Raw genomic sequence first — 25,808 nt, forward strand, 5'->3', positions numbered from 1 at the left:
CGGAAACCCCGCAAAATTCGTTGCAAACAGCCAGAAATCAGCCCTTCAGCACCTCGACCAGCGTGGTGCCGAGCGCCGATGGCGACTTGGCGACGGTGATGCCGGCCGAGCGCATGGCCTCCATCTTGTCTTCCGCACCGCCCTTGCCGCCGGAAATAATCGCCCCGGCATGGCCCATGCGGCGGCCCGGAGGCGCCGTGACGCCGGCGATGAAGCCGACAACCGGCTTCTTGACCCTGGAAGCCTTCAGGAACGCGGCCGCGTCTTCCTCGGCCGAGCCGCCGATTTCGCCGATCATGATGATCGAGGTCGTGGCCGGATCGCCAAGGAACATCTCCAGACAGTCGATGAAATTGGTGCCGTTGACCGGATCGCCGCCAATGCCGATGCAGGTGGTCTGGCCGAGACCGGCAGCGGTCGTCTGCGCCACCGCTTCATAGGTCAGCGTGCCCGAGCGCGAGACGATGCCGACGGAGCCCGGCTTGTGGATGTGACCGGGCATGATGCCGATCTTGCATTCGCCAGGCGTGATGACGCCGGGGCAGTTCGGGCCGACAAGCCGCGTCTTCGAGCCCTGAAGCGCGCGTTTGACCTTCACCATGTCGAGAACCGGGATACCCTCGGTGATGCAGACGGCAAGCTCGATGCCCGCATCGATCGCTTCGAGGATCGCATCGGCCGCGAAAGGCGGCGGCACATAGATGGCGGATGCCGTCGCGCCGGTCTTCTCGACCGCCTGCGCGACCGTGTCGAAGACCGGAAGATCGAGATGCTTCGAGCCGCCCTTGCCCGGGCTGACGCCGCCAACCATCTTCGTGCCATAGGCGATCGCCTGTTCCGAATGGAACGTACCCTGATTGCCCGTGAAGCCCTGGCAGATGACTTTCGTGTTCTTGTCGACGAGAACGGACATTACGCGGCCTCCTTCACGGCTTTGACGATCTTCTCGGCCGCATCGGCGAGGTTGTCGGCGGAAATGATCGGCAGGCCGCTATCGGCCATGATCTTCTTGCCGAGATCGACATTGGTGCCTTCGAGGCGCACGACCAGCGGCACATCGAGCGACACTTCCTTGGCCGCCGCAACGACACCCTCGGCGATGATGTCGCAACGCATGATGCCGCCGAAGATGTTGACCAGGATGCCTTCGACATTCTTGTCCGACAGGATGATCTTGAAGGCCGCCGTCACCTTCTCTTTCGTGGCGCCGCCGCCGACATCGAGGAAGTTGGCGGGCTCGGAACCGTAGAGCTTGATGATGTCCATCGTCGCCATGGCAAGACCTGCGCCGTTGACCATGCAGCCGATCTGGCCGTCGAGCTTGATGTAGTTGAGATCGTATTTCGACGCTTCGACTTCGGCCGGATCTTCTTCGGTGAGATCGCGCAGTTCGACGATGTCCTTGTGACGGTAGAGCGCGTTGGAATCGAAATTCACTTTCGCGTCGAGACAGACGAGATTGCCCTCGCCGGTGACGACCAGCGGATTGATTTCGAGCATGCTCATGTCTTCGCCGACAAAGGCCTTGTAGAGCTTGTCGATCAGCGCCACGCCCTGCTTCACCTGATCGCCTTCGAGGCCGAGCGCATAGGCGACCTTGCGGCCATGAAAACCGCTGATGCCCGAAGCCGGATCGACGGAGAAGCTGAGGATCTTTTCGGGCGTCTTCTTCGCCACTTCCTCGATGTCCATGCCGCCTTCGGTCGAGACGATGAAGGAGACGCGCGACGTCACGCGGTCGACGACGATCGAGAGGTAGAGTTCGCGCGCGATCGAGGAACCTTCCTCGATATAGAGGCGGTTGACCTGCTTGCCTTCGGGGCCGGTCTGATGCGTGACCAGCGTCGAACCGAGCAGCCGCGCCGCTTCCGACTTCACGTCGTCGACCGATTTGACAACCTTGACGCCGCCGGCCTTGCCGCGGCCGCCGGCATGGATCTGCGCCTTCACGACCCAGACCGGGCCGCCCAGTTCCTTCGCCTTTGCAACCGCTTCGTCCGGCGAAAACGCCGCATGGCCGCGCGGCACCGGCACGCCGTACTTCGCAAGCACGGCCTTGGCCTGGTATTCGTGAATGTTCATGCAATAACCGTCCGGCTGATCGGCGCGGCGGGAGACCCTGCGCCGGGGGAGGAAAAATGTCGCCCGATAGCCCCGATAGCTATGTCGGATGGCCGGGAGTTATACCACCCGAGCGGACGGGCGCAACCGGCAGCAGCCATGCCACCGGTCACTTCACCGTCACGGCAACTGACATAAAATTCAATTGCGTCAGCATGATAGCCGATGACGCAACGTCACCGCCCGGCCTCAGCGCAGATCGTGCTGAACGATCCGGTCGGAACCCGCCGGCAGTTCGAGATAGAGCCCGTCATAGCCGATCATCACGCCGTTCGGGCGCACGTCGGAGACGCCACGCAGAAAGACGCGATGCGCCAGCGCATTGGGCAGGCGCGGAACGATATGGCTGTAGACCAGCAGTTTCGCACCTGCCTGATTGGCGACCTCGGCGGCCTCGACCGGCGTGGCGTGATAGTCCGGAATGTCGTGCATGACCTGGGCGCGGCGGTCGCCGCGCGCGGCCAGCCCCTCCTCCAGAAGCGCCACCATGTGAGGCGCCAGCGCGTCATGGATGATCACATCGGCGCCGGCGCCGAAGCGGGCGATATTGGCGTCCTTGCCGGTATCGCCGCTGAACACGACCGAGCGGCCCTGATAGTCGATCCGGTAGCCATAGGCCGGGTCGACCGGCTCATGCGACACCCGGAAGGCCGTGATCCTGACGCCGTCCTCGTCGAAAACGGTGACCGCGCTGTCGCGATCGGGCACCTCGACCACGATGGGACGGGACTGCGCACCGGCCGCGGAAAAGAAATCGGGACCGTGATGCGCGATACGGTAGCCATCATCATGCGAATAGGCGAGATCGAAACCGGCCGCGACGTCCTCGATGCCGGGCGGGCCGTAAAGGGCCATCGCCTCGCGCCGGCCCGCCGCCCATGTGTTGAGCGCGATATCGGGCAGGCCGCTGATATGATCGGAATGGAAATGGGTGATGAGGACGCCGGTCAGGCCGCCGACCGGAAGCTGGAAGGCAGCAAGCCTGTCCCAGCCGCCGAGCCCCGCATCGATCATGAAGAGCTTGCCGCCGGCATAGACGGCTGCACAGGACTGGGCCCGCTCCGGATCGGGCATGGGCGAACCGGTGCCGCAAAGCACGACATGCAGAGCGTCTGGCGCGAGCACGGCATCGTTGACGCCGATATTCGCAGCCACGACGCGCCGCATGACGGCATCCTGCGCGGCCGGTGAGAACCAGACGATACCGAAGGCGACAAGCGCCAGCACCACGATCCCGCCCGCGCCGAAAATCCAGATCCGCTTCATCGCCTTGCCCTCCCGGTTGGCAACCCTGATTAATGTATTACATTAATCGTGAAAGGTCGAAGCCGCAAGTGTTGACATCGAGAATGTCATAATTGGCCGGCAGCAAAAAGGGCAGGCCCGAAGGCCCGCCCTTGCACCTGGTCCGTAAGGCCGGCCCGCCGCTTATTTTTTCTTCCTTGCCGGCGCCTTCGCCGCGCCCTTGGCAACGGCCGGATCGATCTTCTTGCAGGCATCGACCAGGCCCTTGACCGCATTGACCGAGCCCATGAACTGCTTTTTCTCGGCCGCATTGAGATCGATCTCGACGACGCGCTCGACACCGCCCGCACCAATCACCACCGGCACGCCGACATACATGTCCTTCACGCCATATTCGCCGTTGAGATAGGCCGCGCAGGGCAGAACGCGCTTCTGGTCGCCGAGATAGGCTTCGGCCATCTGGATGCCGGAGGCGGCCGGCGCGTAGAAGGCCGAACCGGTCTTCAGCAGGCCGACGATCTCGGCGCCGCCGTCGCGGGTCCGCTGAATGATCTTTTCGAGCTTCTCTTTCGTGGTCCAACCCATCTTGACGAGGTCGGGCAGCGGAATGCCGGCAACCGTCGAATAACGTGCCAGCGGCACCATCGTGTCGCCATGACCGCCCAGCACGAAGGCCGTCACGTCCTCGACCGAGACCTTGAACTCCTCGGCCAGGAAATAGCGGAAGCGCGCCGAGTCGAGAACGCCGGCCATGCCGACGACCTTGTTGTGGGGCAGACCGGAGAACTGGCGCAGCGCCCAGACCATCGCGTCGAGCGGATTGGTGATGCAGACAACGAAGGCGTTGGGGGCATATTTGGCGATGCCTTCGCCGACCTGGCGCATGACCTTGAGATTGATGCCGAGCAGATCGTCGCGGCTCATGCCGGGCTTGCGCGGCACGCCGGCGGTGACGATGACGACGTCGGCGCCCTTGATGCCCTTGTAGTCATTGGCGCCGGAAAGCGCCGCATTGTAACCCTCGACCGGCGATGTCTGGGCCAGATCGAGTGCCTTGCCCTGCGGCAGACCTTCGGCAATGTCGAAGATGACGATATCGCCGAGCTCCTTGAGCCCCGCCAGAAGAGCCAGCGTGCCGCCGATCTGGCCGCCGCCGATAAGTGCGATTTTCTTGCGCGCCATGGTGAGAAGCCTCCGGAAATGCCTGCGCCCTGATGAATTCTGCTGCCTAGTAGCCTGAATCCGCCGACTCCGCAACGGACCGCCACCGTATCGTTAAAGGGAATTTAACCATGAATGATGTATCGCATTGACACAGTTGCCGGCCCGGCAGCATGATTTTCAGCAGGCAGGACAGGTTCCGGTAAGCACAGGACATCATTCTGGATGTCGGCAGGACGGAACCTCGGCGCTGGATCCGGGGGGACAGGCGCCTGTGTCGTGGCCGCAATGGCGGCCTGCCGGTGTTGAAGAGGGGCGTGCGTAATGTCAGTTTCAATGATCCGCTTGGATCGGCGCGGGGGAACCGCCAAGGCGGTCCTGGCCGTTGCGGTCTGCCTCGGGCTCACGGGCTGTGCCGCACCGGCCATCGGTGCGCTGACCGTCGGTCAGCTTCTGACAGTTGCCGGCATTTCCTCGACCGTCATGACCGGACGCGATCTCGGCGAACATGTTGTGTCGGCCCTGACCGGCAAGGACTGCCGCTTTCTCGAAAGCCTGCTGCGCAACGGTCGCGATTTCTGTGAAGAGCGCGGCTCCGATGCGACACGCGACGATTTCGGCGGCGTGATCGCGCTTCTCGAAGGCCCGGATGGCAGCAAGCGGGAAACCCGCGTCGCCGCATCCGAACTCGATCCGCATGTGCTGGGCTTCGTGCCGGTCGACCGCCGCGCCGCACATGAATTCTCGCTCGAGATCGCCCGCGAGGCGGCGCGTGGCAAGCCGCGCGAGACCGTATCCTTCGGCATGATGTCGGCGACCTTCGGCCAGTCCTTCGACTATCGCGTGGACATGGAGCCGCAAGGCACCTTCCCGGCACAAATCGCCGAAAGGCCGGCACCTGCCGACACAAGCACAAGCCTCGACCTGCGTCCTTCGTTCTCGACCGCCAAGAAACTCTGACGCACTAGTCGGCGCTTCTCAGCGCCAGATAGTCGAGACTCTGCATTTCGATCAGCCGCGATACCGTGCGTTCGAATTCGAACGCACCGTCGCCCTTTTCATAGAGCGCAGACGGCAAGGCCTCCGCCGACAGGATGAGCTTGGTCTTCGCCTCGTAGAGCGCATCGATCAGCGTCACGAAGCGCTTGGCCTCGTTGCGCCGCTCCGGCCCCATGACAGGTACGTCGCGAATGATGACCGTGTGGAAGCTCTGCGCGATCTTGAGATAATCGGCCGCCCCCAACGGCCTTGCACAGAGATCGCCGAAGGAGAAACGCGCAACGCCATGCGCCGCTTCCGGTACTTCGACGGCGCGCCCCTTCAGCGCCAGCGTCATCGGCTCGCCGCGCTTCATGTCGGTCAGCGCCGCAAAGGCATCGTCGAGCGCCGCATCGGCCGCAGGCCCGAGCGGCGCATGATAGACGGGCAGACCCTTGATCCGGTCCATCCGGTAATCGGTATCGCTGTCGAGATGCAGCACATCCATCTTCGTCTTGACGAGATCGATGAAAGGCAGGAAACGGTGCCGGTTGAGGCCGCCCTCATAGAGCCCGTCCGGCGCGCGGTTCGACGTCGCGACGACGACGACACCACGTTCGAAGAGCTGTGAAAACAAGCGACCGAGGATCGACGCATCGGCGATGTCGTGGACCTGGAATTCGTCGAAACAGAGCAGCGCCGCTTGCCGCGCGATGGCGTCGGCAACCGGCGGAATCGGATCGGCGCCACTGACTTTTCCGGCTTTTTCCTGCTGCCGCCATTCGTGAATGCCTTCATGCACTTCCTGCATGAAGGCGTGGAAATGCACGCGCCGCCGCGGTTCGATCGCAACCGTCTCGAAGAAGAGATCCATCAGCATCGACTTGCCGCGTCCGACGCCACCCCAGATGTAGATCCCCTCAGGCGGCGTAACGGGTCTGCCGAATCCCGCCCAGGCAAAGGGCCCCACTTTCTTGCCTGGCCTCCATTCGGCAAGTTCGTCGGCAAGGTGCTGCAAATGCTGCGCGGCATGCGCCTGCGCGGCGTCTGCGGCGATCTCGCCCTGCGCGATCTTCTGACGATAGGCGGAAAGCGGCCCGGATTTCATTGGCTTCCGTCAGGAACATTGCATGAACACGGAGACTCGGCCAACATCGCCCTTCGCCATGCCAGAAGGAAAAGCCTGTGCAGCATCTGATCGAGCTCGCCGGACAATTCGAGGAAGCCTCAAAGCGTTACGCCGCCGCAAACGGCATAACGCGAAACGACGACTGGTTCATCCTCAAACTTCAGGAGGAACTGGGAGAGCTGACGCAGATCTGGATGAAGCTGACCGATCGCGGGCGCAAGCGCGGGCTCAACGAGTCGGAACTGCGCGAGGCCCTGGCCGACGAAACCGCCGACCTGCTCGGGCACATTCTTCTCTTCGCCGGCAGAAACGGCGTCGATCTCGCGCCAGCCATTGCACGCAAATGGCGCTTCGAGCCGGGCAGCTAGGCGGTCGCCATCGCCCGCCAGGCATCCATATAGGGGTCGAGCACCACGGCGCGGTCATCCTCCGACAGTGGCAGATCGAAATGTTCCGCCAGCGCCGTCGCAATGTCCGCCGCGCTGTCGAGACAGCGATTCTCGACGCGGCCGTCGAGATGGCGGATCGTCAGATTGCAGTTGAAAAGCGTGATGCGGCGATCGGCCAGCGGCCGGGCGACGATCAGGAACTGCACGAAGATCGACTGCGGATGGGTGGACGTATACCAGTTGGCAATCTCGTAATCGGCCCGCGTCTGCGGATCGAGCGTGAAGCGATAGACATTGCCCCATTCCTCGCCGAGTTTCGCCTGCAGCATATAGCCGTCGCCGTCGGCCAGCAGGCGGCGCGGCTCATGCGGCGTCTGCTGCTCGCTATCCGTTTCGAGACGGATCGGCCCGGTCATGGTGAGGCCGCCAAAGCCGATATCGGCGAGAAACCGCCCCTCCGGCAGATCGACGAGGGAAAGCATATGCGACGGACCCGTATCGATCGTGTCCGGTGTCTTCCAGCGCACACGCCCGATCAGCGTCATGACGTTGAATCCGAGCTGGCGCAGCACCGCGGCAAAGAGCCCGTTGACCTCGAAGCAATAGCCGCCGCGCTTTTGCGCGACGAGCTTCTTCTGCAAGACGGGAGGGTCGAGCAAGATCGGCCGCTTCGCCAGCACATCGAGATTCTCGAACGGGATCGCCGTCGCATGCGCGAAGTGCAGCGCCTTCAATGTTTCGAGCGTCGGCGCGCGCGGGCCCGAATAGCCGATGCGGGCGAAATAGGCATCGAGATCGATTTGCGTATCGGCACTCATCATGCACCTCCATGAAACGGCCGCTCAGATATGGGAATGGCGCCGCCCGAGGGAAGCGCCATTTCTATTTTTCAGGGCAGTGCCATCCTACTTCATCGTCGGAATGACGAAAGAGGACCCCTCCTTGAGGCCGGTCGGCCAGCGCGAGGTCACGGTCTTGACGTGGGTCCAGAACCTGACCCCTTCCGGCCCGTGCTGATTGGTGTCGCCGAAGGCCGAGCGCTTCCAGCCGCCGAAAGTGTGGTAGGCAAGCGGCACCGGGATGGGCACGTTGATGCCGACCATGCCGACCTGGACCTTCGAAGCGAAGCTGCGCGCCGCATCGCCGTCGCGCGTGAAGATCGCGACGCCATTGCCATACTGATGCTTGGTCGGCAGTGCGGCTGCTTCCTCGAAATCCTTCGCCCGCACGACCTGCAGCACCGGCCCGAAGATCTCGTCCTTGTAGCTCTGCATGTCGGCCGTGACATGGTCGAACAGCGAACCGCCGAGGAAGTAGCCATTCTCGTAGCCTTGCAGCCTGAAGCCGCGCCCGTCGACCAGCAGCTTGGCACCTTCCTTGACGCCCATGTCGATATAGGATTTGACCTTTTCGAGATGCGCCTTGCTGACCAGCGGCCCGTAATCGCTGTCGGCGGCATTCGAAATGCCGACTTTCAGCGCCTGCACACGCGGCACCAGCTTCTCGACCAGACGGTCGGCCGTGTCCTCGCCGACCGGCACCGCGACCGAAATCGCCATGCAACGTTCACCGGCCGAGCCGTAGCCTGCCCCCATCAATTCGTTGACGACCTGATCCATGTCGGCATCCGGCATGATGATCGCGTGGTTCTTGGCGCCGCCCATTGCCTGCACGCGCTTGCCGTTGGCAGCCCCCGTTGCATAGACATATTGGGCGATGTCGGAGGAGCCGACAAAGCTGACAGCCTGGATCGCCGGATCGGTCAGGATCGCGTCGACGGCCTCCTTGTCGCCATTGACGACATTCAAGACGCCCGACGGTGCGCCTGCTTCCATGAACAGTTCGGCAAGCCGGATCGGCACCGACGGATCCTTTTCCGACGGCTTGACGATGAAGGTATTGCCGCAGGCGATCGAGACCCCGAACATCCACATCGGGATCATGGCCGGGAAGTTGAACGGCGTGATGCCGGCGCAGACGCCGAGCGGCTGGCGCATCGAATACATGTCGATGCCGGGGCCGGCGCCTTCGGTGAACTCGCCCTTCATCAGATGCGGGATGCCGCAGGCGAACTCGATCACCTCGAGGCCGCGCTGGATATCGCCCTTCGAGTCGGCGATCACCTTGCCATGTTCGGCAGAAAGCAGCTCGGCGAGTTCGTCCATGTTGGCTTCGAGCAGGCGCTTGAACTCGAACATCACGCGGGCGCGGCGCTGCGGATTGGTGGCCGCCCAGCCCGGGAAAGCCCTGGCGGCGACCTCGACGGCAGCGTGAAGTTCGGCGGCGCTGGCGAGCGGCGTGCGCGCTGTCACCTCGCCGGTATTCGGATTGGTGACGTCCAGAAAACGTCCGCTGGTGCCGGCGACATGCGTGCCGCCGATGAAATGGGTCAGATCCTTCGCCATGCGCTTCGCCGCAGCCCCGCCTGCGCAGGGCTCGCGCCTCCCTTTTGTGCTTGTCGAGGCTTGTGTAGCGCGCCGTTCGCCGGCGCGGCAAGGCCCGTCAGGGGCGATTCGGGGCCGCGCGACCGGATTCGGGGCTCCGGCAGCCGTGACCTAACGTCAACAGGGCAAAAGAATCCTCATAATCGGCCCTTTCACTGTGGCCTTTCGGCCCAAATCATCACTAACATTGCCTCCGGGCGCCTGTCGAAACCATGCGGGAGAAGCCGGGGGGCCCTTTTCAGGCTGCGGAGATTGAGCAGCCGGGGTGAAACAAACGGGCGAAACGACCGCCAAGAGGAAATGACCATGTCCAATTTCATGAAGACCGCCATTGCCATCATCGTGCTCGCCGTTGTGCTGGTGATCGGCTACCGGATGATGAATCCCGAAGACGCAACCATGGGCGAGACCACCGACAGCATGATGGAAGACGCCGGCGACGCCGCGGACGCCAGCATGGACGCCGTGGGCGATGCTGCCGATGCGACCGTGGAAGCCGTCGAGGATGCGGCGGAGGCCACCGGCGACGCCGCAGGGGACGCATATGACGCCATGACCGGCGAAGCGGAAGAAGCCGCGGAAGAAATGGAAGACGCTGCCGAGGAAGGCGCTGCGGCGATGGAAGATGCCGCCGAGGAAGGCGCCGCGGAAATGGAAGAAGCAGTCGAGTAAGCTTCTTCATTCAACGGCTTGAGAGCGATCCGGCCCGCGCATCCGAAAGGTGGCGCGGGCCGTTTCCTTTTCACTCAGTCGGCCGGATGCGCCGCTTCGGCGCGGCGCAGCGCATCGGCCCCGAACCAGCGCCGTCCGAGCCAGAGCGCCACGCTGACCAGCCCGATCAGCACCGGCACCTCGACCAGCGGCCCGATGACGGTGGCGAAGGCGACGGGCGAAGCGATGCCGAAAGCCGCGATCGCGACCGCAATGGCCAGTTCGAAATTGTTGCTGGCCGCCGTGAACGAGAGCGAGACGGTGCGCGGATAATCGGCCCCCAGCAGCCGGCTCATCGCAAAACTGATCAGAAACATGATGACGAAATAGAGCGCCAAGGGCACGGCGATGCGCAGCGCGTCGAGCGGCAGCGCCAGCACCGCCTCGCCCTTCATCGCGAACATGACCGCGATGGTGAACAGCAGCGCGATCAGCGTGACGGGCGCAATGCGCGGCACGAAGCGGTTGTCATAGGCTTCTGCCCCGATGCGCGGCCGCAGCCAGCGCCGCGTCAGATAGCCGGCGCCGAAGGGCAGGCCGAGATAGAGCAGCACCGCGCCCGCAATCGTCCAGAAGCCGACCGCGATCACCTGGCCCTCGAGACCGAAAAGCGGCGGCAGCACGGCGAGGAAGAACCAGGCATAGACGCTGAAGAAGAGAAGCTGGAAGAGGCTGTTGAAGGCGACGAGCGCCGCCACATATTCGTTGCTGCCGCGCGCCAGCTGGTTCCAGACGATGACCATCGCGATGCAGCGCGCCAGGCCGATCAGGATGAGGCCGGTCATGTAGGCCGGTTCATCCGACAGGAAGAGAACGGCAAGGCCGAACATCAGGAAGGGCCCGATCAGCCAGTTCTGGATGAGCGACAGCGCGAGAACGCGGCGATCCTCGAAAATGCGCGGCAATTCCTCGTAGCGCACCCGCGCCAGCGGCGGATACATCATCAGGATCAGGCCGATGGCGATGGGGATGTTGGTGGAGCCGACCGAAAGCGCGTCCAGCGCCGCCGGGGCCCCCTCGAAAAGCGTGCCGGCGGCAACGCCTGCCGCCATGGCGGCGAATATCCAGACGGTCAGATAACGGTCGAGAAAGCCGAGCCGGCGCGGCGCGCTTTCCGCCGCCATTACCCGGCCTCCACGATGCCGCGGCCGAGATCGCTGAGCTTCTTCTGCAGGGCAAGCTTGTCGAGCGAGCGCAGCGGCAGATTGGTGAAGATGTCGATGCGGGTACGGATTTGCCGGAACACGTCGAGGAAGAACGCGTGTTTTTCGGCCTCGCTGCCTTCGAAGGCGGCCGGATCGGCGAAGGGCCAATGGGCCGTCATCGGTTGACCCGGCCAGATCGGACAGACCTCGCCGGCCGCATTGTCGCAGACGGTGAAGACGAAATTCATCTTCGGCGCGCCAGGCGCCTCGAACTCGTCCCAGCTCTTCGAGCGCAATCCATCGACGTTGAGCTTTGCCGTTCGCAGCACGTCGAGGGCGACCGGATTGACCTTGCCCGCCGGATGACTGCCGGCGCTATAGGCACGGAACGGCCGTCCGACAAGCGAATTGAGATAGGCCTCCGCCATGATGCTGCGCGCCGAATTGCCGGTGCAGAGAAAAAGAACATTGTAGATTTCAGCCTGGTTTTCCGGCGCGCCGCTCATGGATGTGTCCTCGTGTCAGCAACAGGCAGAGACGGGTTTCGTCTCCGGCTCGGGCTTTGCGACGGCAGGCGCGCAGCCACAGACCGATTGATCCGTACCCGTCATGTCGAGCTTTTCGAGCTCGGGTCCGCTGCCGAATTCTTCCATCTGATGCAGGGTGTGGAAGGCTTCCCAGCGCACCCCGTCGGGATCGGCGGTCCAGCTTTTCTCGGACTTGGCGTAGCAGCAGGTCGTGACGCCTTCGGGCAGATAGGGCGCTTCCGCCGCCTTCAGACGATCGAAGATCGGCGCCAGTTCCTCCGGCGTATCGACCTGGATGCCCGCATGGCCGAAGCCTTTTTCGCCGGAAACCGTCTCGACGACGAAATTGACGCGCGGGTCCTCCAGCATCCATTTGGCATAGCCCGGACGGCGCACCGAAGGCGCGGCGCCGAACAGGGTTGAATAGAAAGTCACCGACTTTTCAAGATCTTCGACACCGAAGCTGACATGCAGACGTTTCATCACACGCATTCCTTTCGCGTTGGTTGGGTTGCCGCCGTTGCGCAGGGCGCGAGCGTCCCGCAGGCGCCCTGGCAGCAATCGTCGAGCAGGAAACCGGTGAGCCCCAGCATCGTGTCGAGATCGGCCTGATAGACGATCGAGCGGCCCTCGCGCCGCGAGGTCACCAGCCCCGCATGCGCCAGCTCCTTGAGATGAAAGGACAAGGTGGCCGGCGCCACATCGAGCGCCTGGGCGATCTCGCCGGCCGCCAGCCCGCCCTCGCCCCTGACCGGCGCATGGGCGCGCACCAGGGCGCGGAAGATCGACAGGCGGGTCTCCTGGGCAAGGGCCGACAGGGCCGAGAGGGCGGTTTCCATTTCCATGTTTCGACAACTATCAAAATAAAAACACGCCGTCAAGGACCGCGATGGCGACAGACCTGTGCACGCCCGACCCCCCCTCTGTCACGGAACTGTCACGAAACTGTCACAAATGGACTTGTCCCCGGGGGATAAGTCGATTTGTCCCCGGGGGGAGAAGCCGGTTTATCCCCGGGGGCAGACACGACTTGTCCCCGGGGGGCGGGTCCCCGGCCGCCCGCGACGCCGAATCGGGCGGCTGCCGGACGAAAAAACTTCTCCCCACCCCCGGGGACAGGTTTTTTCCGCCCCGCAGACCATCCGCCCGAAAGCCGCGCCGGAATGCCCCGCCCCGCCCGTTGAATGATCGAGGCACCTTCGCGTGCCCTCCGGCGTCAGCATCCCTCAAATGCGATGCCGCGGCCCGCGCCACTTGTCCCCCCTTCAGTGGCGCGGGCCGGCCGCGCCCGCGCTAGACTGCGGCGCAGGACGGAGGGAGCAAGCGATGATCGTCATCACCGGCACGGCACGGATCGCCGAAGAGAACCGCGACGCCTTCAGAAAGGTCGCCGAACGCCAGGTGACGCTGTCGCGTGCCGAGGCGGGCAATATTTCCTATGCCTGGTTCGAAGACCAGATGGAGCGCGGCCGCTTTTTCTTTCACGAGGAATGGAAGGATCGCGCCGCCGTCGATTTCCATTTCGCGCAAACCTATTGCCACGAATTCATGGCGGCCGCCCGCGCGCTGGCCGAGACGCCGCCCGACATCACGATCCGTGAAGTCGTGGTGAAGGAAGGGTAAATCCTCCGGCGACGGAGGACCGGATTTCCGTCGCTTTTGCGGCGCCGACCGACAGCCGACGGCGCAGCGCCGCGCGCCCGTTCACCCGATGTTCAGACCTCGCGGCCTAGACTTTTCTCAAGACGGCGCCGGATGTACGCGCCGGAACTTCGGGTCCAGGCCCCGGCTGCGTCACGAGCGCCCCGGCCCATCCTGGCCTACACAGAACCCGGCCCGCGCCTCGCGGGGCCGGGTTTTTCTTCGCCGCGCGCGCAGCCGGGACGACAGCGCCGCCGATTGGCCGCTATAGTGGCCCGGCCGGCCCGCAAGCGGCAGGCGAAAGAAAAGGCCCGGGAAGGCGAGCGATGGACGGCAGCGCCCACAGCAGCGAAGACGGCAACAGGAACGAGGCGGTCGGCATGATCCGCCGCGACCGGCGCCATGACGACCTGACGCCGATCCCGCGCGCCTGGTATGCGGACGATCCCGGCCTGACCGCCTTTTTCAACGCCATGTCGATCGCGATAGAGGAACTCGAACATTTCCTGCTGCGCTCGGTGCGCCCCTTCCGCGACACGGTGAAGGGCACGCCGCTCGAAGCGGCGCTCGACGATTTCCTGTTCCAGGAATCGACCCATTCGCGCGAGCATCGCCGCTACAACCGGCAGATCGACGAACAGGGCTTTCCGGCCGCCGCCCTGGCCGGGGAGCTGCGCGCAAAGGTGGCGCGCATGGAAGCCCGCCGCACGCCGCTCGAAAACCTGGCGCTGACGGCGGCCATCGAACATTTCACCGCGATCCTTGCCCATCAGCTGCTCGACCGGCCCGAACATCTGCGCGCCCATGCCTATCCGCCGCTGGTCCGGCTCTGGATCTGGCACGGCGCCGAGGAAGTCGAACACAAATCGGTGACCTTCGATCTGCTGGCGCGGCAGGTCTCGGGCGCGCGGCGCTACATGCTGCGCCTGAAGGCGATCCTGGCCGCGACCTTCCTGCTGCTGCCCTTTCTCTACCGCGTCACCTGGCGCTTCCTGAAGGCCGAGGGGCTGGCCTGGCGGCCGGCAAGCTGGCGCCTGATGCTGCGCGTGACATTGGTCTATCCGGGTTTCATGCGCCGCATGCTGCGCGACTATCTGCGCTGGTACCGGCCGGGCTTCCATCCCTGGGACCAGGACGACCGCGCGCTGCTGTTCCGCTGGCGCGACGGCGAGCCGGAACAGGGAATGCGCTGAACGCCGCCTTGCGGCCGCCACCCCGGAGGACCCGAGCATGCACCTGCCGCCTTTCCGCACTGCCGCACTTGCGGTCCTGCTGCTGCTGCCGGGCTGCTTCACCTCGGACACCGACCTGATCGCAGCCGTCGATGCCGATTATCCGGTCGCCGACGGCGCGCGCTTCGCGCTGCACCGGCTGGACGATGACGGCAACCGCGCCGGCGACGCGCCCGATACCGTCACCGTCACCCGCGACGGCGACTGGTATCTGATGACCACGGGCGCCGACGGCAAGCCCTTCCGTGGACGGATGGACGAGATCGCACCCGGTCTTCATGCGGTGATGGCGCGCGAGGCGGATGTCGCCGGCCCGGGCGGCCTCTATGTGCTGCTCGAACGCGCCGGCGCCGACTGGAAGCGCTGGAGCATGATCTGCCCCGACTTTGTGGCGCTGGCGGAGGCGCGCGGTGTTGCGCTGACGGAATTCGGCGTCACGGTCGCAAACAGCGATTGCATGGTGACGGATTTCGCGAGTTTGAAGAAGGCGCTGATGTTTGCCCATGCGTTCGGCAAGCCGGATGCGGTTTATGTCGCGGAGTGAGGGGCAAACGAGAGTCTGTCCCCCTCACCCTTCCCACCGACGCGGCTGACGCCGCATCGGCGGGCCCCTTCCCTCTCCCCAACGGGGAGAGGGAGGGAGCGGGCGTCAGCCCGCGGAAGGGTGAGGGGCCCTCAGCAAAAAGGCCGCCCGGTGAGGCGGCCTTTGATATTTCGTCCGTGAGCTGAAATCAGACCTGCCGCTCGACCATCATCTTCTTGATCTCGGCGATGGCCTTGGCGGGGTTGAGGCCCTTGGGGCAGGCCCGGGTGCAGTTCATGATCGTGTGGCAGCGATAGAGGCGGAACGGGTCTTCGAGCGCATCGAGGCGTTCGCCGGTCGCCTCGTCGCGGCTGTCGATCAGCCAGCGATAGGCCTGCAGGAGCGCGGCCGGCCCCAGATAGCGGTCGCCGTTCCACCAGTAGGAGGGGCACGAGGTCGAGCAGCAGGCGCAGAGGATGCACTCGTAAAGCCCGTCGAGCTTTTCGCGGTCCTCATGCGACTGGCGCCATTCCTTTTCCGGCTCGGCCGATTTCGTCTGCAGCCAGGGCTCGATGAAGGCGTGCTGGGCATAGAAATTGGTGAGGTCGGGCACGAGGTCCTTGATCACCGGCATATGCGGCAGCGGATAGATCTTGACGTCGCCCTTGCACTCGTCGATGCCCTTGGTGCAGGCCAGCGTATTCTCGCCGTCGATATTCATCGCGCAGGACCCGCAAATGCCCTCGCGGCAGGAACGGCGGAAGGTCAGCGTCTGGTCGGTCTCGTTCTTGATCTTGATCAGCGCGTCGAGAACCATCGGCCCGCACTGGTCGAGATCGACTTCGTAAGTGTCGATGCGCGGATTGGCCTCGTCGTCGGGCGACCAGCGATAGATGCGGAAACGCTTGACGTTCTTGGCATCCGGCGCGGCCTTGAAGGTCTCGCCTTCGCTCGTCGTGGAATTCTTCGGCAGAGTGAGTTGAACCATCTTGCTCTTCCTGAACCGGATCGGCTCCCTCGCACGATCCTGTTTTCTTCACTTTCAATCATCGTCATGACCCGCTTTATGCGGGTCATCCACGTCTTTGCGGCAAGCTCCGAAAGAAAGACGTGGATGGCCCGGACAAGCCGGGCCATGACGGATATGGGTTAATCTGTACTCAATACACTCTGGCCTTCGGCTTGATGTATTCGATGTCGTTGGAGAGCGTCCAGGCATGGACCGGGCGATAGTCGAGCGCGGGGCTGCCGTTCTCGTCGACCCAGCACAGCGTGTGCTTCATCCAGTTCTCGTCGTTGCGCTCGGGGAAATCCTCGCGCGCATGGGCGCCGCGGCTTTCCTCGCGATTGACCGCGCCCTCGACGGTGGCGATCGCCTGCACGATCAGATTGTCGAATTCGAGCGTCTCGATCAGATCGGAATTCCAGATCAGCGAACGGTCGGTGACCTTGAGATCGCCCATCGCCGCATGCACATCGGCGACGCGCTTCTTGCCCGACATCAGCGTCTCGCCGGTGCGGAAGACGGCGACGTCCTCCTGCATGGCGCGCTGCATGGTGAGGCGGAGTTCGGCGGTCGGCGTCGTGCCCTTGGCATTGCGGAAACGGTCGAGACGCGCCAGCGCATGGTCGCCGGTCTCCCTGGCCATTTCCGGCTGGCGCTGGCCCGGCGTCACCAGTTCGGCGGCGCGAAGCCCCGCGGCGCGGCCGAAGACCACGAGGTCGATCAGCGAATTGGAGCCGAGACGGTTGGCGCCATGCACCGAGACGCAGGCCGCCTCGCCGATCGCCATCAGGCCCGGCACCACCGTGTCGGGATCGCCGTTCTTCAGCGTCAGCACCTCGCCGTGGAAATTGGTCGGGATGCCGCCCATGTTGTAATGGACCGTCGGCAGCACCGGGATCGGCTCCTTCGTGACATCGACGCCGGCGAAGATGCGCGCCGATTCAGAAATGCCGGGCAGGCGCTCGTGAAGGATCGCCGGGTCGAGATGATCGAGATGCAGATGGATGTGATCCTTCTGCGCGCCGACGCCGCGGCCTTCGCGAATCTCGACCGTCATCGAACGCGAGACGACGTCGCGCGAGGCCAGATCCTTGGCCGAGGGCGCATAGCGTTCCATGAAACGCTCGCCTTCGGAATTGGTGAGATAGCCGCCCTCGCCGCGCGCACCTTCGGTGATCAGGCAGCCGGCGCCATAGATGCCGGTCGGGTGGAACTGCACGAATTCCATGTCCTGCAAGGGCAGGCCGGCGCGCAGCACCATCGCATTGCCGTCGCCGGTGCAGGTATGGGCCGAGGTCGCCGAAAAGTAAGCGCGGCCATAGCCGCCGGTCGCCAGGATGACGAGGGAAGCGCGGAAGCGGTGAACCTCGCCGGTCGCCATGTCGAGCGCGACGACGCCGCGGCACTGGCCTTCCGCATCCATGATCAGGTCGATGGCGAAATATTCGATATAGAACTGCGCCTTGTGGCGCACCGACTGACCGTAAAGCGTGTGCAGCATGGCGTGACCGGTGCGGTCGGCCGCCGCGCAGGTGCGCTGGGCGATGCCTTCGCCGAAATTGGTGGTCATGCCGCCAAAGGGGCGCTGATAGATCTTGCCTTCCTCGGTGCGGGAGAAAGGTACGCCGAAATGTTCGAGCTCGTAGACCGCTTCCGGCGCCTGCCGGCAGAGATATTCGATGGCGTCCTGGTCGCCGAGCCAGTCGGAGCCCTTGACCGTGTCGTACATGTGCCAGCGCCAGTCGTCCGGGCCCATATTGCCGAGCGAGGCGGAAATGCCGCCCTGCGCCGCCACCGTGTGGCTGCGGGTCGGGAAGACCTTGGTGATGTTGGCGGTGCGCAAGCCCTTTTCGACGCAACCCAGCGTCGCGCGCAGTCCCGCGCCGCCGGCGCCGACGACGACGACATCGAAAGTGTGATCGGTGAATGTGTAGCTCGACGTCATGGAAGGCTCTTTCGACGCAGGAGAGATCAGGAACCGAAACCGATTTTCAGGGCCGCATAGACACAGGCGATGCCGATGGCGGCCGAGAAGAAGATGTTGAGCAGCAAGGACAGCGTCCGGATGCCTTCGCCATGCACGTAATCCTCGATGATGACCTGCATGCCGAGGCGCATGTGCCAGACGCCCGACAGGATCAGCGCCAGCAGCGCGATCACAGCCAGCGGATGACCGAGATAAGTCTTCACCGTCAGATAGTCGGCGCCCGACAGCGCGACCAGCGCGGCGATCAGGAAAAGCGCCAGCGGCACATTGGCCGCCGCCGTGACGCGCTGCAGCCAGAAATGGCGGGAACCGGATCTGGCCGAGCCGAGGCCGCGGACGCGGCTCAAAGGTGTGCGCATGTCGGCCATCAGAGCGCTCCCATCATGCTGTAGCCGGCGATCCAGACCAGCAGCGTCAGCACCACCGAGCCGATGACGGTGCCCCAGGCCATGCGGTTGGCGGTGGCGATCTCGAAGCCCTTGCCGAAATCCCAGATGAAATGACGGATGCCGCCCAGCATGTGATGGATCAGCGCCCAGGTGTAGCCGAAGAGAATGAAGCGACCGAACCAGGAGCCGATGAAGCCTTCGAAGACCGCATAGGCCTCGGGGCCCGAGGCCAGCGCGATCAGCCACCAGGCCAGAAGCAGCGTACCGGCATAGAGCCCGGCGCCGGTGATGCGGTGGACGATCGACATGACCATGGTCACGGTCAGGCGGTAGATCTGCAGATGCGGGGAAAGCGGCCTTGCGGCCTGTCGCGATTCAGACATTCGTGTTTTCCCAAAGGACGCGGGGTCGGACCGGGCGGGGAGAGGCGGCGAAGCCCCTGTCGAGACTGTTGTTTATCGCGCGGCGGCGCCCAAGGCAAATCCCGGGACGGCCGCCGCAAACCGGCTCTGTGCAAGCGGATTTGCGCAGAACCGGTCATGAAATGGCGCTTGAAAACGCTACGGCAAGCCCGGCGGCGCAAATCACCTTGCGCCGGACGCAGGCAGGCAGGCGGCGCGCGATCGGGCAGATTGCCGTCACCCCCAACCAGCCGGAGCCTGCCGATGACCGCCCTGCCCCATGGCGAAAGCCCCGAAGCCCGTGTGACCCGCGTGCTGAGCGAACAGCCCTTTTCGATGCTGCTGGGGGCGCGGGCCGGCCGGATCGCCCGCGGCCATGCCGAACTGATCGTCGAGAACCGGCCCGACCTGACCCAGAACAACGGCTTCATGCATGGCGGGGTGATCGGCTATCTGGCCGACAATGCGGCCGGCTGCGCCGCCTCGACCATGCTGCCCGAAGGCGCGGCAGGCCTGGTGACCGCCGAATACAAGCTCAATCTGCTGCGCCCGGCCACCGGCGCCCGCGCCGTGGCGCGCGGCGAAGTGGTGAAGGCCGGGCGCCGGCAATGCGTCGCCGAGACGCGGGTCTGGTGCGTGACGGGTGGCGAGGAAAAGCTGGTCGCCATCGCGCTGGCGACGCTTGCCTACATATATCCGGAAGACTGAGGCCGGCCCTTCAGGCGGCGAACCCGCCGAAATCCGGCTTCGGCACGCCCCAGCCGATATCGAGCCAGTGCCAGACGGTCGAATGTTCGACACGGCGGACCGCCGGCAGGCCGGTATCGGGCGCATCGAAATCGACATAGACCATGATCTGGTCGGGCACGGTGCCGCTCTTTGCGATCGGCAGGATCGTGTATTCCCAGCTCATGCGGCCTCCGCCGGCGGTCGCCGCCGGCGTCGATTGCCAGAGCCCGCAGGGCCGGTCGAGACAGGCGATGACGCTGTCATAGGCGAGACGGGCAATCGCCGGATCGACCAGCGTCAGATAGTCGAGGCCGGTGAGGTCCTGACCGAAGAAATCGAAAAAGCCCGAACCGACAAGCCGGAACGGCAGGGCGGGCTTGTCGCGGCCGGGTTCGATGATGGCGAAACGGCGGGCGAAACGGGCGATGCGCTTCAGTTCGATGGCGCGGCGCGTGGGAATGGCGAGGCCGTCACGCGCGGCTTCCCAGGCTTCCTCGAAGGCAAGGCTGTCGGCCGAGCGCTGTCCGGTTCCGTGAGATGGCGATGGATAGGCGCTGCCGGGCGACACTAACATGATGGCTCCGCTGGAAGAGCTTCAATCTAGCGGGGGCCCGTAAACGAAACATGAAAACCGCCCCTCAGCGGCGCGGCATCAGCACCCAGCAGTCGAGATCGAGAATGACGCCGTCCTCATAGCCCTTGTCCTTCGCGCCCGGAAAATCGGCGCAAGTCCGGTCTTTCGTCGCGATGGTGCGGATGCGCAGCGCGCCGATGTCCTCGCGCCCGGCCAGCGTCGATTTCGCCAGCACTTCCGACCAGGCAAAGACCGTGTCGCCGGCAAAGCAGGGCGCGACATGGCGCCCGGCATTGATGGCAGCGACGAGAACCGCATTGCCGAGCCCGTTGAAGGACAGCGAACGGGCCAGCGAAATGACATGGCCGCCATAGATCAGGCGGCGGCCGAAGCGGCCCTTGCCTTCCGTGAACTGATTGAAATGCACCTTGGCCGTGTTCTGGTAGAGGCGCGTCGCCATCATGTGTTCGGCTTCCTCGATGGTGACGCCGTCGACATGGTCGATCTTCTCACCGACCTCGTAATCGTCCCAGAGATGCGGGCTGCCGGACGCAACCGTGTCGAAGCCCTTGAAGGAAATCCTTGCCGGCGCCACGAGATGCGACGGATCGACGATCGCCGGCAGATGCGGCACATCGGCCTCCGGTGCCGGCGCCGCCTTGTCGCGTTTGCGGACCATCACCCAGCGCACATAATCGATGACGGTTTCGCCGCGCTGGTTGCGCCCCGTCGAACGCACATAGACGGTGCCGGTCTCGCCGTTGGAATTCTCCTTCAGGCCGATCACCTTCGATTCGGTCGAAAGCGTGTCGCCCGGAAAGACCGGCTTCAGGAACTTGCAATCGGCATAGCCGAGATTGGCGACCGCATTGAGCGAGATGTCGGGCACGGTCTTGCCGAAGACGATGTGGAAGGCGAGGAGATCGTCGATGGGCGCGGTCGCATAGCCGGCCTTGCGCGCGACTTCCGCCGAGGATTGCAACGCAAAGCGCGAACCGAACAATGCCTGGTAGAGCGCCGTGTCGCCCTCGCTCAGCGTGCGCGGCGTCGCATGATGCAGCACCCGCCCGACACGGAAGTCCTCGAAGAAATTGCCGGCATTGGTCTTGGTCATCTGTGCTTATCCCTGGGCGGCTTCAAGTTCGGCGATCGCATCGGCGATGGCGACCGTGCGCTTCGCGATCTCGGCGTGCAGGATCTCGACCATGCGGCCCTCGACCTTGAGGACGCCCTTGCCGCGGTTCTCCGGCTGTTCGAAGGCTTCGATGGTCAGCCGCGCGAAGGCAACGGTTTCCGGATCGGGCGAGAAGATCGTGTTGCAGGGGCCGACCTGGGAGGGATGGATCAGCGTCTTGCCATCGAAGCCCATGTCGCGGCCCTGTTCGCAGATCGCGGCAAAGCCCGCCTCGTCCTTGATGTCGTTATAGACGCCGTCGAGAATGACGAGGCCATAGGCCCGCGCCGCGATCAGCGCGAGGCCGAGCGAGGCCAGCATCGGTGTGCGCTCGGGCGTGTGGGCGGCGCGCAGTTCCTTGGCGATGTCGTTGGTGCCCATGACCCAGACCGACATGCGGCTGCCCGGCTCGCGCGCCTTCTGCGCGATCTGCTGGATGTTGAGAAGCGCCAGCGGCGTCTCGATCATGCACCAGAGCTGCAGGCCGGGCTTCGCGCCGGCATCCGACAGCGCTTCTTCGGCGCGCTCGACATCGGCGGCGGAATTGATCTTCGGCACCAGGATCGCATCCGGCGCCGCGGCAACGGCGGCCGCAATGTCGGCCTTGCCCCAGGGCGTGTCGAGCCCGTTGACGCGGATCGCGATTTCGCGCTTGCCGTAACCGCCCTGACGGACGGCGGCACAGACCTGGGTCCGTGCTTCCTCCTTGGCCTCCGGCGCAACCGCGTCTTCGAGATCGAGGATCAGCGCATCGGCCGGCAGCGCGCGGGCCTTTTCGAGCGCGCGGGCATTCGATCCCGGCATGTAGAGCACGCTGCGGCGCGGACGGGCGGGAAGAGCGGTCATGAGAGATCTCCGGATCGCGGAAAGGGCCTGGCGAGGCGGACACTATAAAGCGGGGCGGCGGCTGTGAAGCGGAATCAGCCCGGGCGGGCTCAGGCCGCCTTTTTCAGATAGCGCGCGCCGAGGATCTCGGCGATCTGCACCGCGTTGAGCGCCGCGCCCTTCCTGAGATTGTCGGAAACGACCCAGATGTTGAGACCGTTCTCGATGGTCGGGTCGACGCGGATGCGGCTGATATAGGTGGCATAGTCGCCGACGCATTCGATCGGCGTCACATAGCCGCCATCCTCGCGCTTGTCGACCACGAGACAGCCCGGCGCCTCGCGCAATATGTCGCGCGCCTCGTCGTCGGAAATCGGCCGTTCGAACTCGATGTTGACGGCTTCCGAATGGCCGACGAAAACCGGCACGCGTACGCAGGTGGCCGTGACCCTGATCTTCGGATCGAGGATCTTCTTGGTCTCGGCCATCATCTTCCACTCTTCCTTGGTCTGGCCGTCCTCCATGAAATCGTCGATATGGGGAATGACGTTGAAGGCGATCTGCTTGGTGAACTTGCCCTCGTCGATGCTGTCATTGACGAAGATGGCGCGGGTCTGGCTGAAGAGCTCGTCCATCGCCTCCTTGCCGGCGCCCGACACCGACTGATAGGTCGAGACGACGACGCGGCGGATGCCGGCCGCGTCATGCAGCGGCTTCAGCGCCACGACCATCTGCGCCGTCGAGCAGTTCGGATTGGCGATGATGTTCTTCTTCGCATAGCCGGCGATTGCCGACGCGTTGACTTCCGGCACGATCAGCGGCACGTCGGGGTCCATGCGCCAGCGCGACGAATTGTCGATGACGACGCAGCCCCTGGCCGCGATCTTCGGCGCCCATTCGGCCGACATCGTGCCCGAGGTCGCCATCAGGCAGATATCGGTGCCCTTGAAGTCGTAGGTGTCGAGCGCGCGGACCTTGAGGTCGCGTTCGCCGAAGGAAACTTCGGTGCCCTGGCTGCGCCGCGAGGCCAGCGCCACTACCTCGTCGGCCGGAAATTCGCGCTCGGCCAGAATGTTGAGCATTTCGCGCCCGACATTCCCCGTCGCGCCGAGAACGGCAATCTTGTAGCCCATGATCTTTCTCCACTGGCCTTTCAGGATGTCTTCATTTCGTTCAGCACGGAGAGGATCGTCTCCACGACGCCTTCCACATTTTTCCGCACATCGTCATTCCAGTATCTGAGCACCCGGTAACCATTCGCCTCGAACCAGGCATCCCGCTTTTCGTCGTGCGCGAGGCCCGGCTCCGTTCCGTGTTGGCCACCGTCCACCTCGACGACGATCCGCGCCGAATAACAAAGAAAGTCGGCGACATAGGGGCCGACCGGACATTGGCGGCGGAAATGAAAGCCGTCATGCTTCATCTCCCTCAGATGGACCCAGAGCCTGCGCTCTGCATCCGTCTGGTTTCGCCTCAGATAACGTGCGCGCTCATTGGCCATGGCATCGGCATTCTGACATGGAACGAGGGGACGCCACACTTTCACCTCCCCCTCGCGGGGAGGTCGAGAAATTCGCGAACGCGGATTTCTCGGGTGGGGGGCTCGGCGCCGCACCAATCCGAAAATCTCACCGGGTTTATCAGACACCCAGACCCCCACCCCAAAAATCGTTGCTTCGCAACGATTTTTGGGCCTCCCCGCAAGGGGAGGCGAAGGCGCCGTGATGTTCTCCTCTATCCGTTCAGTTTGGCGAGCGCGGCGAGGATCGCGTCGCCCATCTCTCTGGTGCCGACCTTTTTCATGCCGGGCTGCATGATGTCGCCGGTGCGCAGGCCGTCTGCGAGCACCGTGTCGACCGCCTTTTCGAGGAGGTCGGCATCGGGCCCGAGCTCGAAGGTGTAGCGCAGCGCCATGGCGAAACTGAGGATCGAGGCGATCGGATTGGCCGCCCCCGTGCCGGCGATATCGGGCGCGCTCCCGTGCACCGGTTCGTACATCGCACAGGCCTTGCCGTTGGCATCCCTGGCGCCCAGCGAGGCCGAGGGCAGCATGCCGAGCGAACCCGTCAGCATCGAGGCGATGTCGGAAAGAACATCGCCGAACAGATTGTCGGTAACGATGACGTCGAACTGCTTCGGGTTGCGCACCAGCTGCATGGCGCAATTATCGGCCAGCATGTGCTCGAGCGTGACGTCGGCGAACTTCTCCTTGTGGAGCTTCGAGACTTCCTCGTACCAGAGCACGCCCGACTTCATCACGTTGCGCTTCTCGACCGACATGACGCGGTTGCCGCGCTTGCGGGCAAGATCGAAGGCGACTTCGGCAATGCGGCGGATTTCGCTGGTCGTATAGACCTGCGTGTCAACGCCGCGGCGCTCGCCATTGCTTAAGTTCGTGATCTCCTTCGGCTCGCCGAAATAGACGCCGCCGGTGAGTTCCCGCACGATCATGATGTCGAGACCCTCGACGATCTCGCGCTTCAAGGACGAGGCATCCGCCAGCGCCGCAAAGCAGAGCGCGGGCCTGAGATTGGCGAAAAGTTCGAGATCCTTGCGCAAGCGCAGCAGGCCCGCTTCCGGGCGGCCTTCGTAAGGCACGTTATCCCATTTCGGCCCGCCGACCGCGCCGAGCATGACGGCGTCAGCACGCTTGGCCTTCTCGACCGTTTCGTCGGTCACCGCGACGCCATGCGCGTCGTAGCAGCAGCCGCCGACAAGCTCGTTCTCGATCTTCGCATCGAATTTGCGATTGTCGTTGTACCATTGGATCACGCGCTCGACTTCGCCCATGACTTCCGGGCCGATGCCGTCGCCGGCGACGATGAGGATGTTTCTTGTCATTTTCTTTTCTTCGCTTCGCGTGTCAGAGCCAGGGCTGCGCGGCTTCGAGCTTCTTTTCGAATCCGGCGATCTTCTCGACCTTCTGCAGCGTCAGGCCGACGCCGTCGAGACCGTTGAGCATGCAATGCTTGCGGAAGGCGTCGATGTCGAAATGGATGACGCCACCGTCGGGCCCGCGGATTTCCTGCGCTTCGAGATCGACGGTGACGACGGCATTCGAACCGCGTTCGGCATCGTCCATCAGCTTGTCGACGTCCGATTGCGGCAGCACGATGGGCAGGATGCCGTTCTGGAAGCAGTTGTTGTAGAAGATGTCGGCGAAGCTTGGCGCGATGACGCAGCGGATGCCGAAATCCAGGAGCGCCCAGGGCGCGTGTTCGCGCGACGAACCGCAGCCGAAATTCTCGCCGGTGACCAGGATCTGCGCATTCCGGTAGGCCGGCTTGTTGAGCACGAAATCCGGAATCTCCTTCCCGTCGTCGTCATAGCGCATCTCGTCGAACAGGTTCTTGCCGAGCCCCGTGCGCTTGATCGTCTTCAGGAACTGCTTCGGGATGATCATGTCGGTATCGACATTGATGATCGGCAGCGGCGCCGCAACGCCCGTCAGCTTGTTGAACTTGTCCATCTTGGTTC

29 protein-coding genes are annotated in these 25,808 nt (G+C 64.1%); 7 read left to right on the forward strand and 22 right to left on the reverse strand.

Translation table 11 applies throughout. From position 1 onward, the window contains the following. Positions 1–37 precede the first annotated feature (37 nt). The 4 genes from sucD to mdh all read right to left on the reverse strand — a co-directional run bounded on the left by sucD (position 38) and on the right by mdh (position 4,548). On the reverse strand, positions 38–913 hold the full coding sequence (gene sucD / locus AAC071_RS13780) for a succinate--CoA ligase subunit alpha (RefSeq protein ID WP_339833458.1): 876 nt from the start codon (positions 911–913) through the stop codon (positions 38–40). Then, positions 913–2,082: an ADP-forming succinate--CoA ligase subunit beta gene (sucC, locus tag AAC071_RS13785; RefSeq protein WP_339833461.1), complete on the reverse strand. Its 1,170-nt coding sequence runs from the start codon at positions 2,080–2,082 to the stop codon at positions 913–915. The genes sucD and sucC overlap by 1 nt, the downstream gene beginning before the upstream one ends. Before the next feature lie 228 nt (positions 2,083–2,310). Continuing rightward, positions 2,311–3,387 (reverse strand): MBL fold metallo-hydrolase, encoded by a 1,077-nt coding sequence (locus tag AAC071_RS13790; RefSeq protein ID WP_339833463.1) that lies wholly within the window; start codon positions 3,385–3,387, stop codon positions 2,311–2,313. 162 nt (positions 3,388–3,549) lie between these two features. Next, complete coding sequence (mdh, locus tag AAC071_RS13795) at positions 3,550–4,548, reverse strand: malate dehydrogenase (RefSeq protein ID WP_339833466.1); 999 nt, start codon at positions 4,546–4,548, stop codon at positions 3,550–3,552. Between the two features lie 315 nt (positions 4,549–4,863). Here mdh and AAC071_RS13800 point away from each other — a divergent pair, with 315 nt between their 5' ends. Further along, entirely contained in the window at positions 4,864–5,487 is a 624-nt protein-coding gene (locus tag AAC071_RS13800) for a hypothetical protein (protein WP_339833469.1), read from the forward strand. 4 nt (positions 5,488–5,491) lie between these two features. Here AAC071_RS13800 and zapE read toward each other — a convergent pair whose 3' ends face one another. Beyond that, on the reverse strand, positions 5,492–6,613 hold the full coding sequence (gene zapE, locus AAC071_RS13805) for a cell division protein ZapE (RefSeq protein ID WP_339833472.1): 1,122 nt from the start codon (positions 6,611–6,613) through the stop codon (positions 5,492–5,494). A gap of 86 nt (positions 6,614–6,699) precedes the next feature. On the opposite strand from zapE, the gene AAC071_RS13810 reads away from it, so the two are divergent. Continuing rightward, on the forward strand, positions 6,700–7,002 hold the full coding sequence (locus AAC071_RS13810) for a pyrophosphatase (RefSeq protein ID WP_339833592.1): 303 nt from the start codon (positions 6,700–6,702) through the stop codon (positions 7,000–7,002). Here AAC071_RS13810 and AAC071_RS13815 read toward each other — a convergent pair. Both AAC071_RS13815 and AAC071_RS13820 read right to left on the reverse strand, forming a co-directional pair. After that, entirely contained in the window at positions 6,999–7,841 is an 843-nt protein-coding gene (locus tag AAC071_RS13815; RefSeq protein ID WP_339833475.1) for an arylamine N-acetyltransferase, read from the reverse strand. The genes AAC071_RS13810 and AAC071_RS13815 overlap by 4 nt on opposite strands. A gap of 87 nt (positions 7,842–7,928) precedes the next feature. Beyond that, positions 7,929–9,428, reverse strand: a complete 1,500-nt coding sequence (locus tag AAC071_RS13820; RefSeq protein WP_339833478.1) for a CoA-acylating methylmalonate-semialdehyde dehydrogenase — start codon at positions 9,426–9,428, stop codon at positions 7,929–7,931. A 345-nt stretch (positions 9,429–9,773) separates the two neighbouring features. Here AAC071_RS13820 and AAC071_RS13825 point away from each other — a divergent pair, with 345 nt between their 5' ends. Then, complete coding sequence (locus AAC071_RS13825) at positions 9,774–10,139, forward strand: hypothetical protein (protein WP_339833481.1); 366 nt, start codon at positions 9,774–9,776, stop codon at positions 10,137–10,139. A 74-nt stretch (positions 10,140–10,213) separates the two neighbouring features. On the opposite strand, the gene arsB is transcribed toward AAC071_RS13825, so the two are convergent. From arsB to AAC071_RS13845, 4 genes are read right to left on the reverse strand one after another with little or no spacing between them, the layout of a single operon-like run. Continuing rightward, complete coding sequence (gene arsB, locus AAC071_RS13830) at positions 10,214–11,302, reverse strand: ACR3 family arsenite efflux transporter (protein ID WP_339833484.1); 1,089 nt, start codon at positions 11,300–11,302, stop codon at positions 10,214–10,216. After that, positions 11,302–11,829, reverse strand: coding sequence for an arsenate reductase ArsC (locus tag AAC071_RS13835; protein ID WP_339833486.1), 528 nt, complete (start codon positions 11,827–11,829; stop codon positions 11,302–11,304). The genes arsB and AAC071_RS13835 overlap by 1 nt, the downstream gene beginning before the upstream one ends. 15 nt (positions 11,830–11,844) lie before the next feature. After that, positions 11,845–12,333: an ArsI/CadI family heavy metal resistance metalloenzyme gene (locus AAC071_RS13840; RefSeq protein ID WP_339833488.1), complete on the reverse strand. Its 489-nt coding sequence runs from the start codon at positions 12,331–12,333 to the stop codon at positions 11,845–11,847. Further along, positions 12,333–12,689: a metalloregulator ArsR/SmtB family transcription factor gene (locus AAC071_RS13845; protein ID WP_339833491.1), complete on the reverse strand. Its 357-nt coding sequence runs from the start codon at positions 12,687–12,689 to the stop codon at positions 12,333–12,335. Before AAC071_RS13845 ends, AAC071_RS13840 begins: the two co-directional genes overlap by 1 nt. 487 nt (positions 12,690–13,176) lie before the next feature. Between AAC071_RS13845 and AAC071_RS13850 the strand changes: the two genes are divergently transcribed. The 3 genes from AAC071_RS13850 (at position 13,177) to AAC071_RS13860 (ending at position 15,267) form a co-directional block, all read left to right on the forward strand. Continuing rightward, positions 13,177–13,473 carry a putative quinol monooxygenase gene (locus AAC071_RS13850; RefSeq protein WP_339833494.1) on the forward strand — a complete coding sequence of 99 codons (297 nt, stop codon included), beginning with the start codon at positions 13,177–13,179 and terminating at the stop codon, positions 13,471–13,473. Positions 13,474–13,817: 344 nt separating this feature from the next. Next, on the forward strand, positions 13,818–14,684 hold the full coding sequence (locus tag AAC071_RS13855; RefSeq protein WP_339833496.1) for a metal-dependent hydrolase: 867 nt from the start codon (positions 13,818–13,820) through the stop codon (positions 14,682–14,684). Between the two features lie 37 nt (positions 14,685–14,721). After that, entirely contained in the window at positions 14,722–15,267 is a 546-nt protein-coding gene (locus tag AAC071_RS13860; RefSeq protein ID WP_339833498.1) for a hypothetical protein, read from the forward strand. A gap of 187 nt (positions 15,268–15,454) precedes the next feature. On the opposite strand, the gene AAC071_RS13865 is transcribed toward AAC071_RS13860, so the two are convergent. The 4 genes from AAC071_RS13865 to sdhC all read right to left on the reverse strand — a co-directional run bounded on the left by AAC071_RS13865 (position 15,455) and on the right by sdhC (position 19,011). Further along, positions 15,455–16,234, reverse strand: coding sequence for a succinate dehydrogenase iron-sulfur subunit (locus tag AAC071_RS13865; RefSeq protein WP_339833501.1), 780 nt, complete (start codon positions 16,232–16,234; stop codon positions 15,455–15,457). Positions 16,235–16,406: 172 nt separating this feature from the next. Further along, complete coding sequence (gene sdhA / locus AAC071_RS13870) at positions 16,407–18,197, reverse strand: succinate dehydrogenase flavoprotein subunit (protein WP_339833503.1); 1,791 nt, start codon at positions 18,195–18,197, stop codon at positions 16,407–16,409. 26 nt (positions 18,198–18,223) lie between these two features. Next, the gene (sdhD, locus tag AAC071_RS13875) at positions 18,224–18,607 is read right to left on the reverse strand and encodes a succinate dehydrogenase, hydrophobic membrane anchor protein (protein WP_339833506.1); all 384 of its coding nucleotides are present in this window, start codon (positions 18,605–18,607) and stop codon (positions 18,224–18,226) included. After that, positions 18,607–19,011 carry a succinate dehydrogenase, cytochrome b556 subunit gene (gene sdhC / locus AAC071_RS13880; RefSeq protein ID WP_339833508.1) on the reverse strand — a complete coding sequence of 135 codons (405 nt, stop codon included), beginning with the start codon at positions 19,009–19,011 and terminating at the stop codon, positions 18,607–18,609. Before sdhC ends, sdhD begins: the two co-directional genes overlap by 1 nt. A 282-nt stretch (positions 19,012–19,293) precedes the next feature. Here sdhC and AAC071_RS13885 point away from each other — a divergent pair, with 282 nt between their 5' ends. Further along, positions 19,294–19,737, forward strand: a complete 444-nt coding sequence (locus AAC071_RS13885; protein ID WP_339833510.1) for a PaaI family thioesterase — start codon at positions 19,294–19,296, stop codon at positions 19,735–19,737. Between the two features lie 10 nt (positions 19,738–19,747). Here AAC071_RS13885 and AAC071_RS13890 read toward each other — a convergent pair whose 3' ends face one another. From AAC071_RS13890 to leuD, 7 genes are all read right to left on the reverse strand, one after another. After that, positions 19,748–20,332, reverse strand: a complete 585-nt coding sequence (locus tag AAC071_RS13890) for a PAS domain-containing protein (protein WP_339833512.1) — start codon at positions 20,330–20,332, stop codon at positions 19,748–19,750. 64 nt (positions 20,333–20,396) lie between these two features. Then, on the reverse strand, positions 20,397–21,446 hold the full coding sequence (locus AAC071_RS13895; RefSeq protein ID WP_339833514.1) for a MaoC family dehydratase: 1,050 nt from the start codon (positions 21,444–21,446) through the stop codon (positions 20,397–20,399). A 6-nt stretch (positions 21,447–21,452) separates the two neighbouring features. Continuing rightward, positions 21,453–22,352: a CoA ester lyase gene (locus AAC071_RS13900; protein ID WP_339833516.1), complete on the reverse strand. Its 900-nt coding sequence runs from the start codon at positions 22,350–22,352 to the stop codon at positions 21,453–21,455. A gap of 89 nt (positions 22,353–22,441) precedes the next feature. Next, on the reverse strand, positions 22,442–23,464 hold the full coding sequence (locus AAC071_RS13905) for an aspartate-semialdehyde dehydrogenase (RefSeq protein ID WP_339833518.1): 1,023 nt from the start codon (positions 23,462–23,464) through the stop codon (positions 22,442–22,444). Positions 23,465–23,484: 20 nt separating this feature from the next. Then, on the reverse strand, positions 23,485–23,832 hold the full coding sequence (locus AAC071_RS13910; protein ID WP_339833520.1) for a DUF559 domain-containing protein: 348 nt from the start codon (positions 23,830–23,832) through the stop codon (positions 23,485–23,487). A 233-nt stretch (positions 23,833–24,065) separates the two neighbouring features. After that, positions 24,066–25,172 carry a 3-isopropylmalate dehydrogenase gene (gene leuB / locus AAC071_RS13915; RefSeq protein ID WP_339833522.1) on the reverse strand — a complete coding sequence of 369 codons (1,107 nt, stop codon included), beginning with the start codon at positions 25,170–25,172 and terminating at the stop codon, positions 24,066–24,068. A gap of 22 nt (positions 25,173–25,194) precedes the next feature. After that, positions 25,195–25,800, reverse strand: a complete 606-nt coding sequence (gene leuD / locus AAC071_RS13920; RefSeq protein ID WP_339833524.1) for a 3-isopropylmalate dehydratase small subunit — start codon at positions 25,798–25,800, stop codon at positions 25,195–25,197. Positions 25,801–25,808 lie beyond the last annotated feature (8 nt).

Origin of the sequence: uncultured Parvibaculum sp., assembly GCF_963975745.1 — a bacterium.
GTDB lineage: Bacteria > Pseudomonadota > Alphaproteobacteria > Parvibaculales > Parvibaculaceae > Parvibaculum.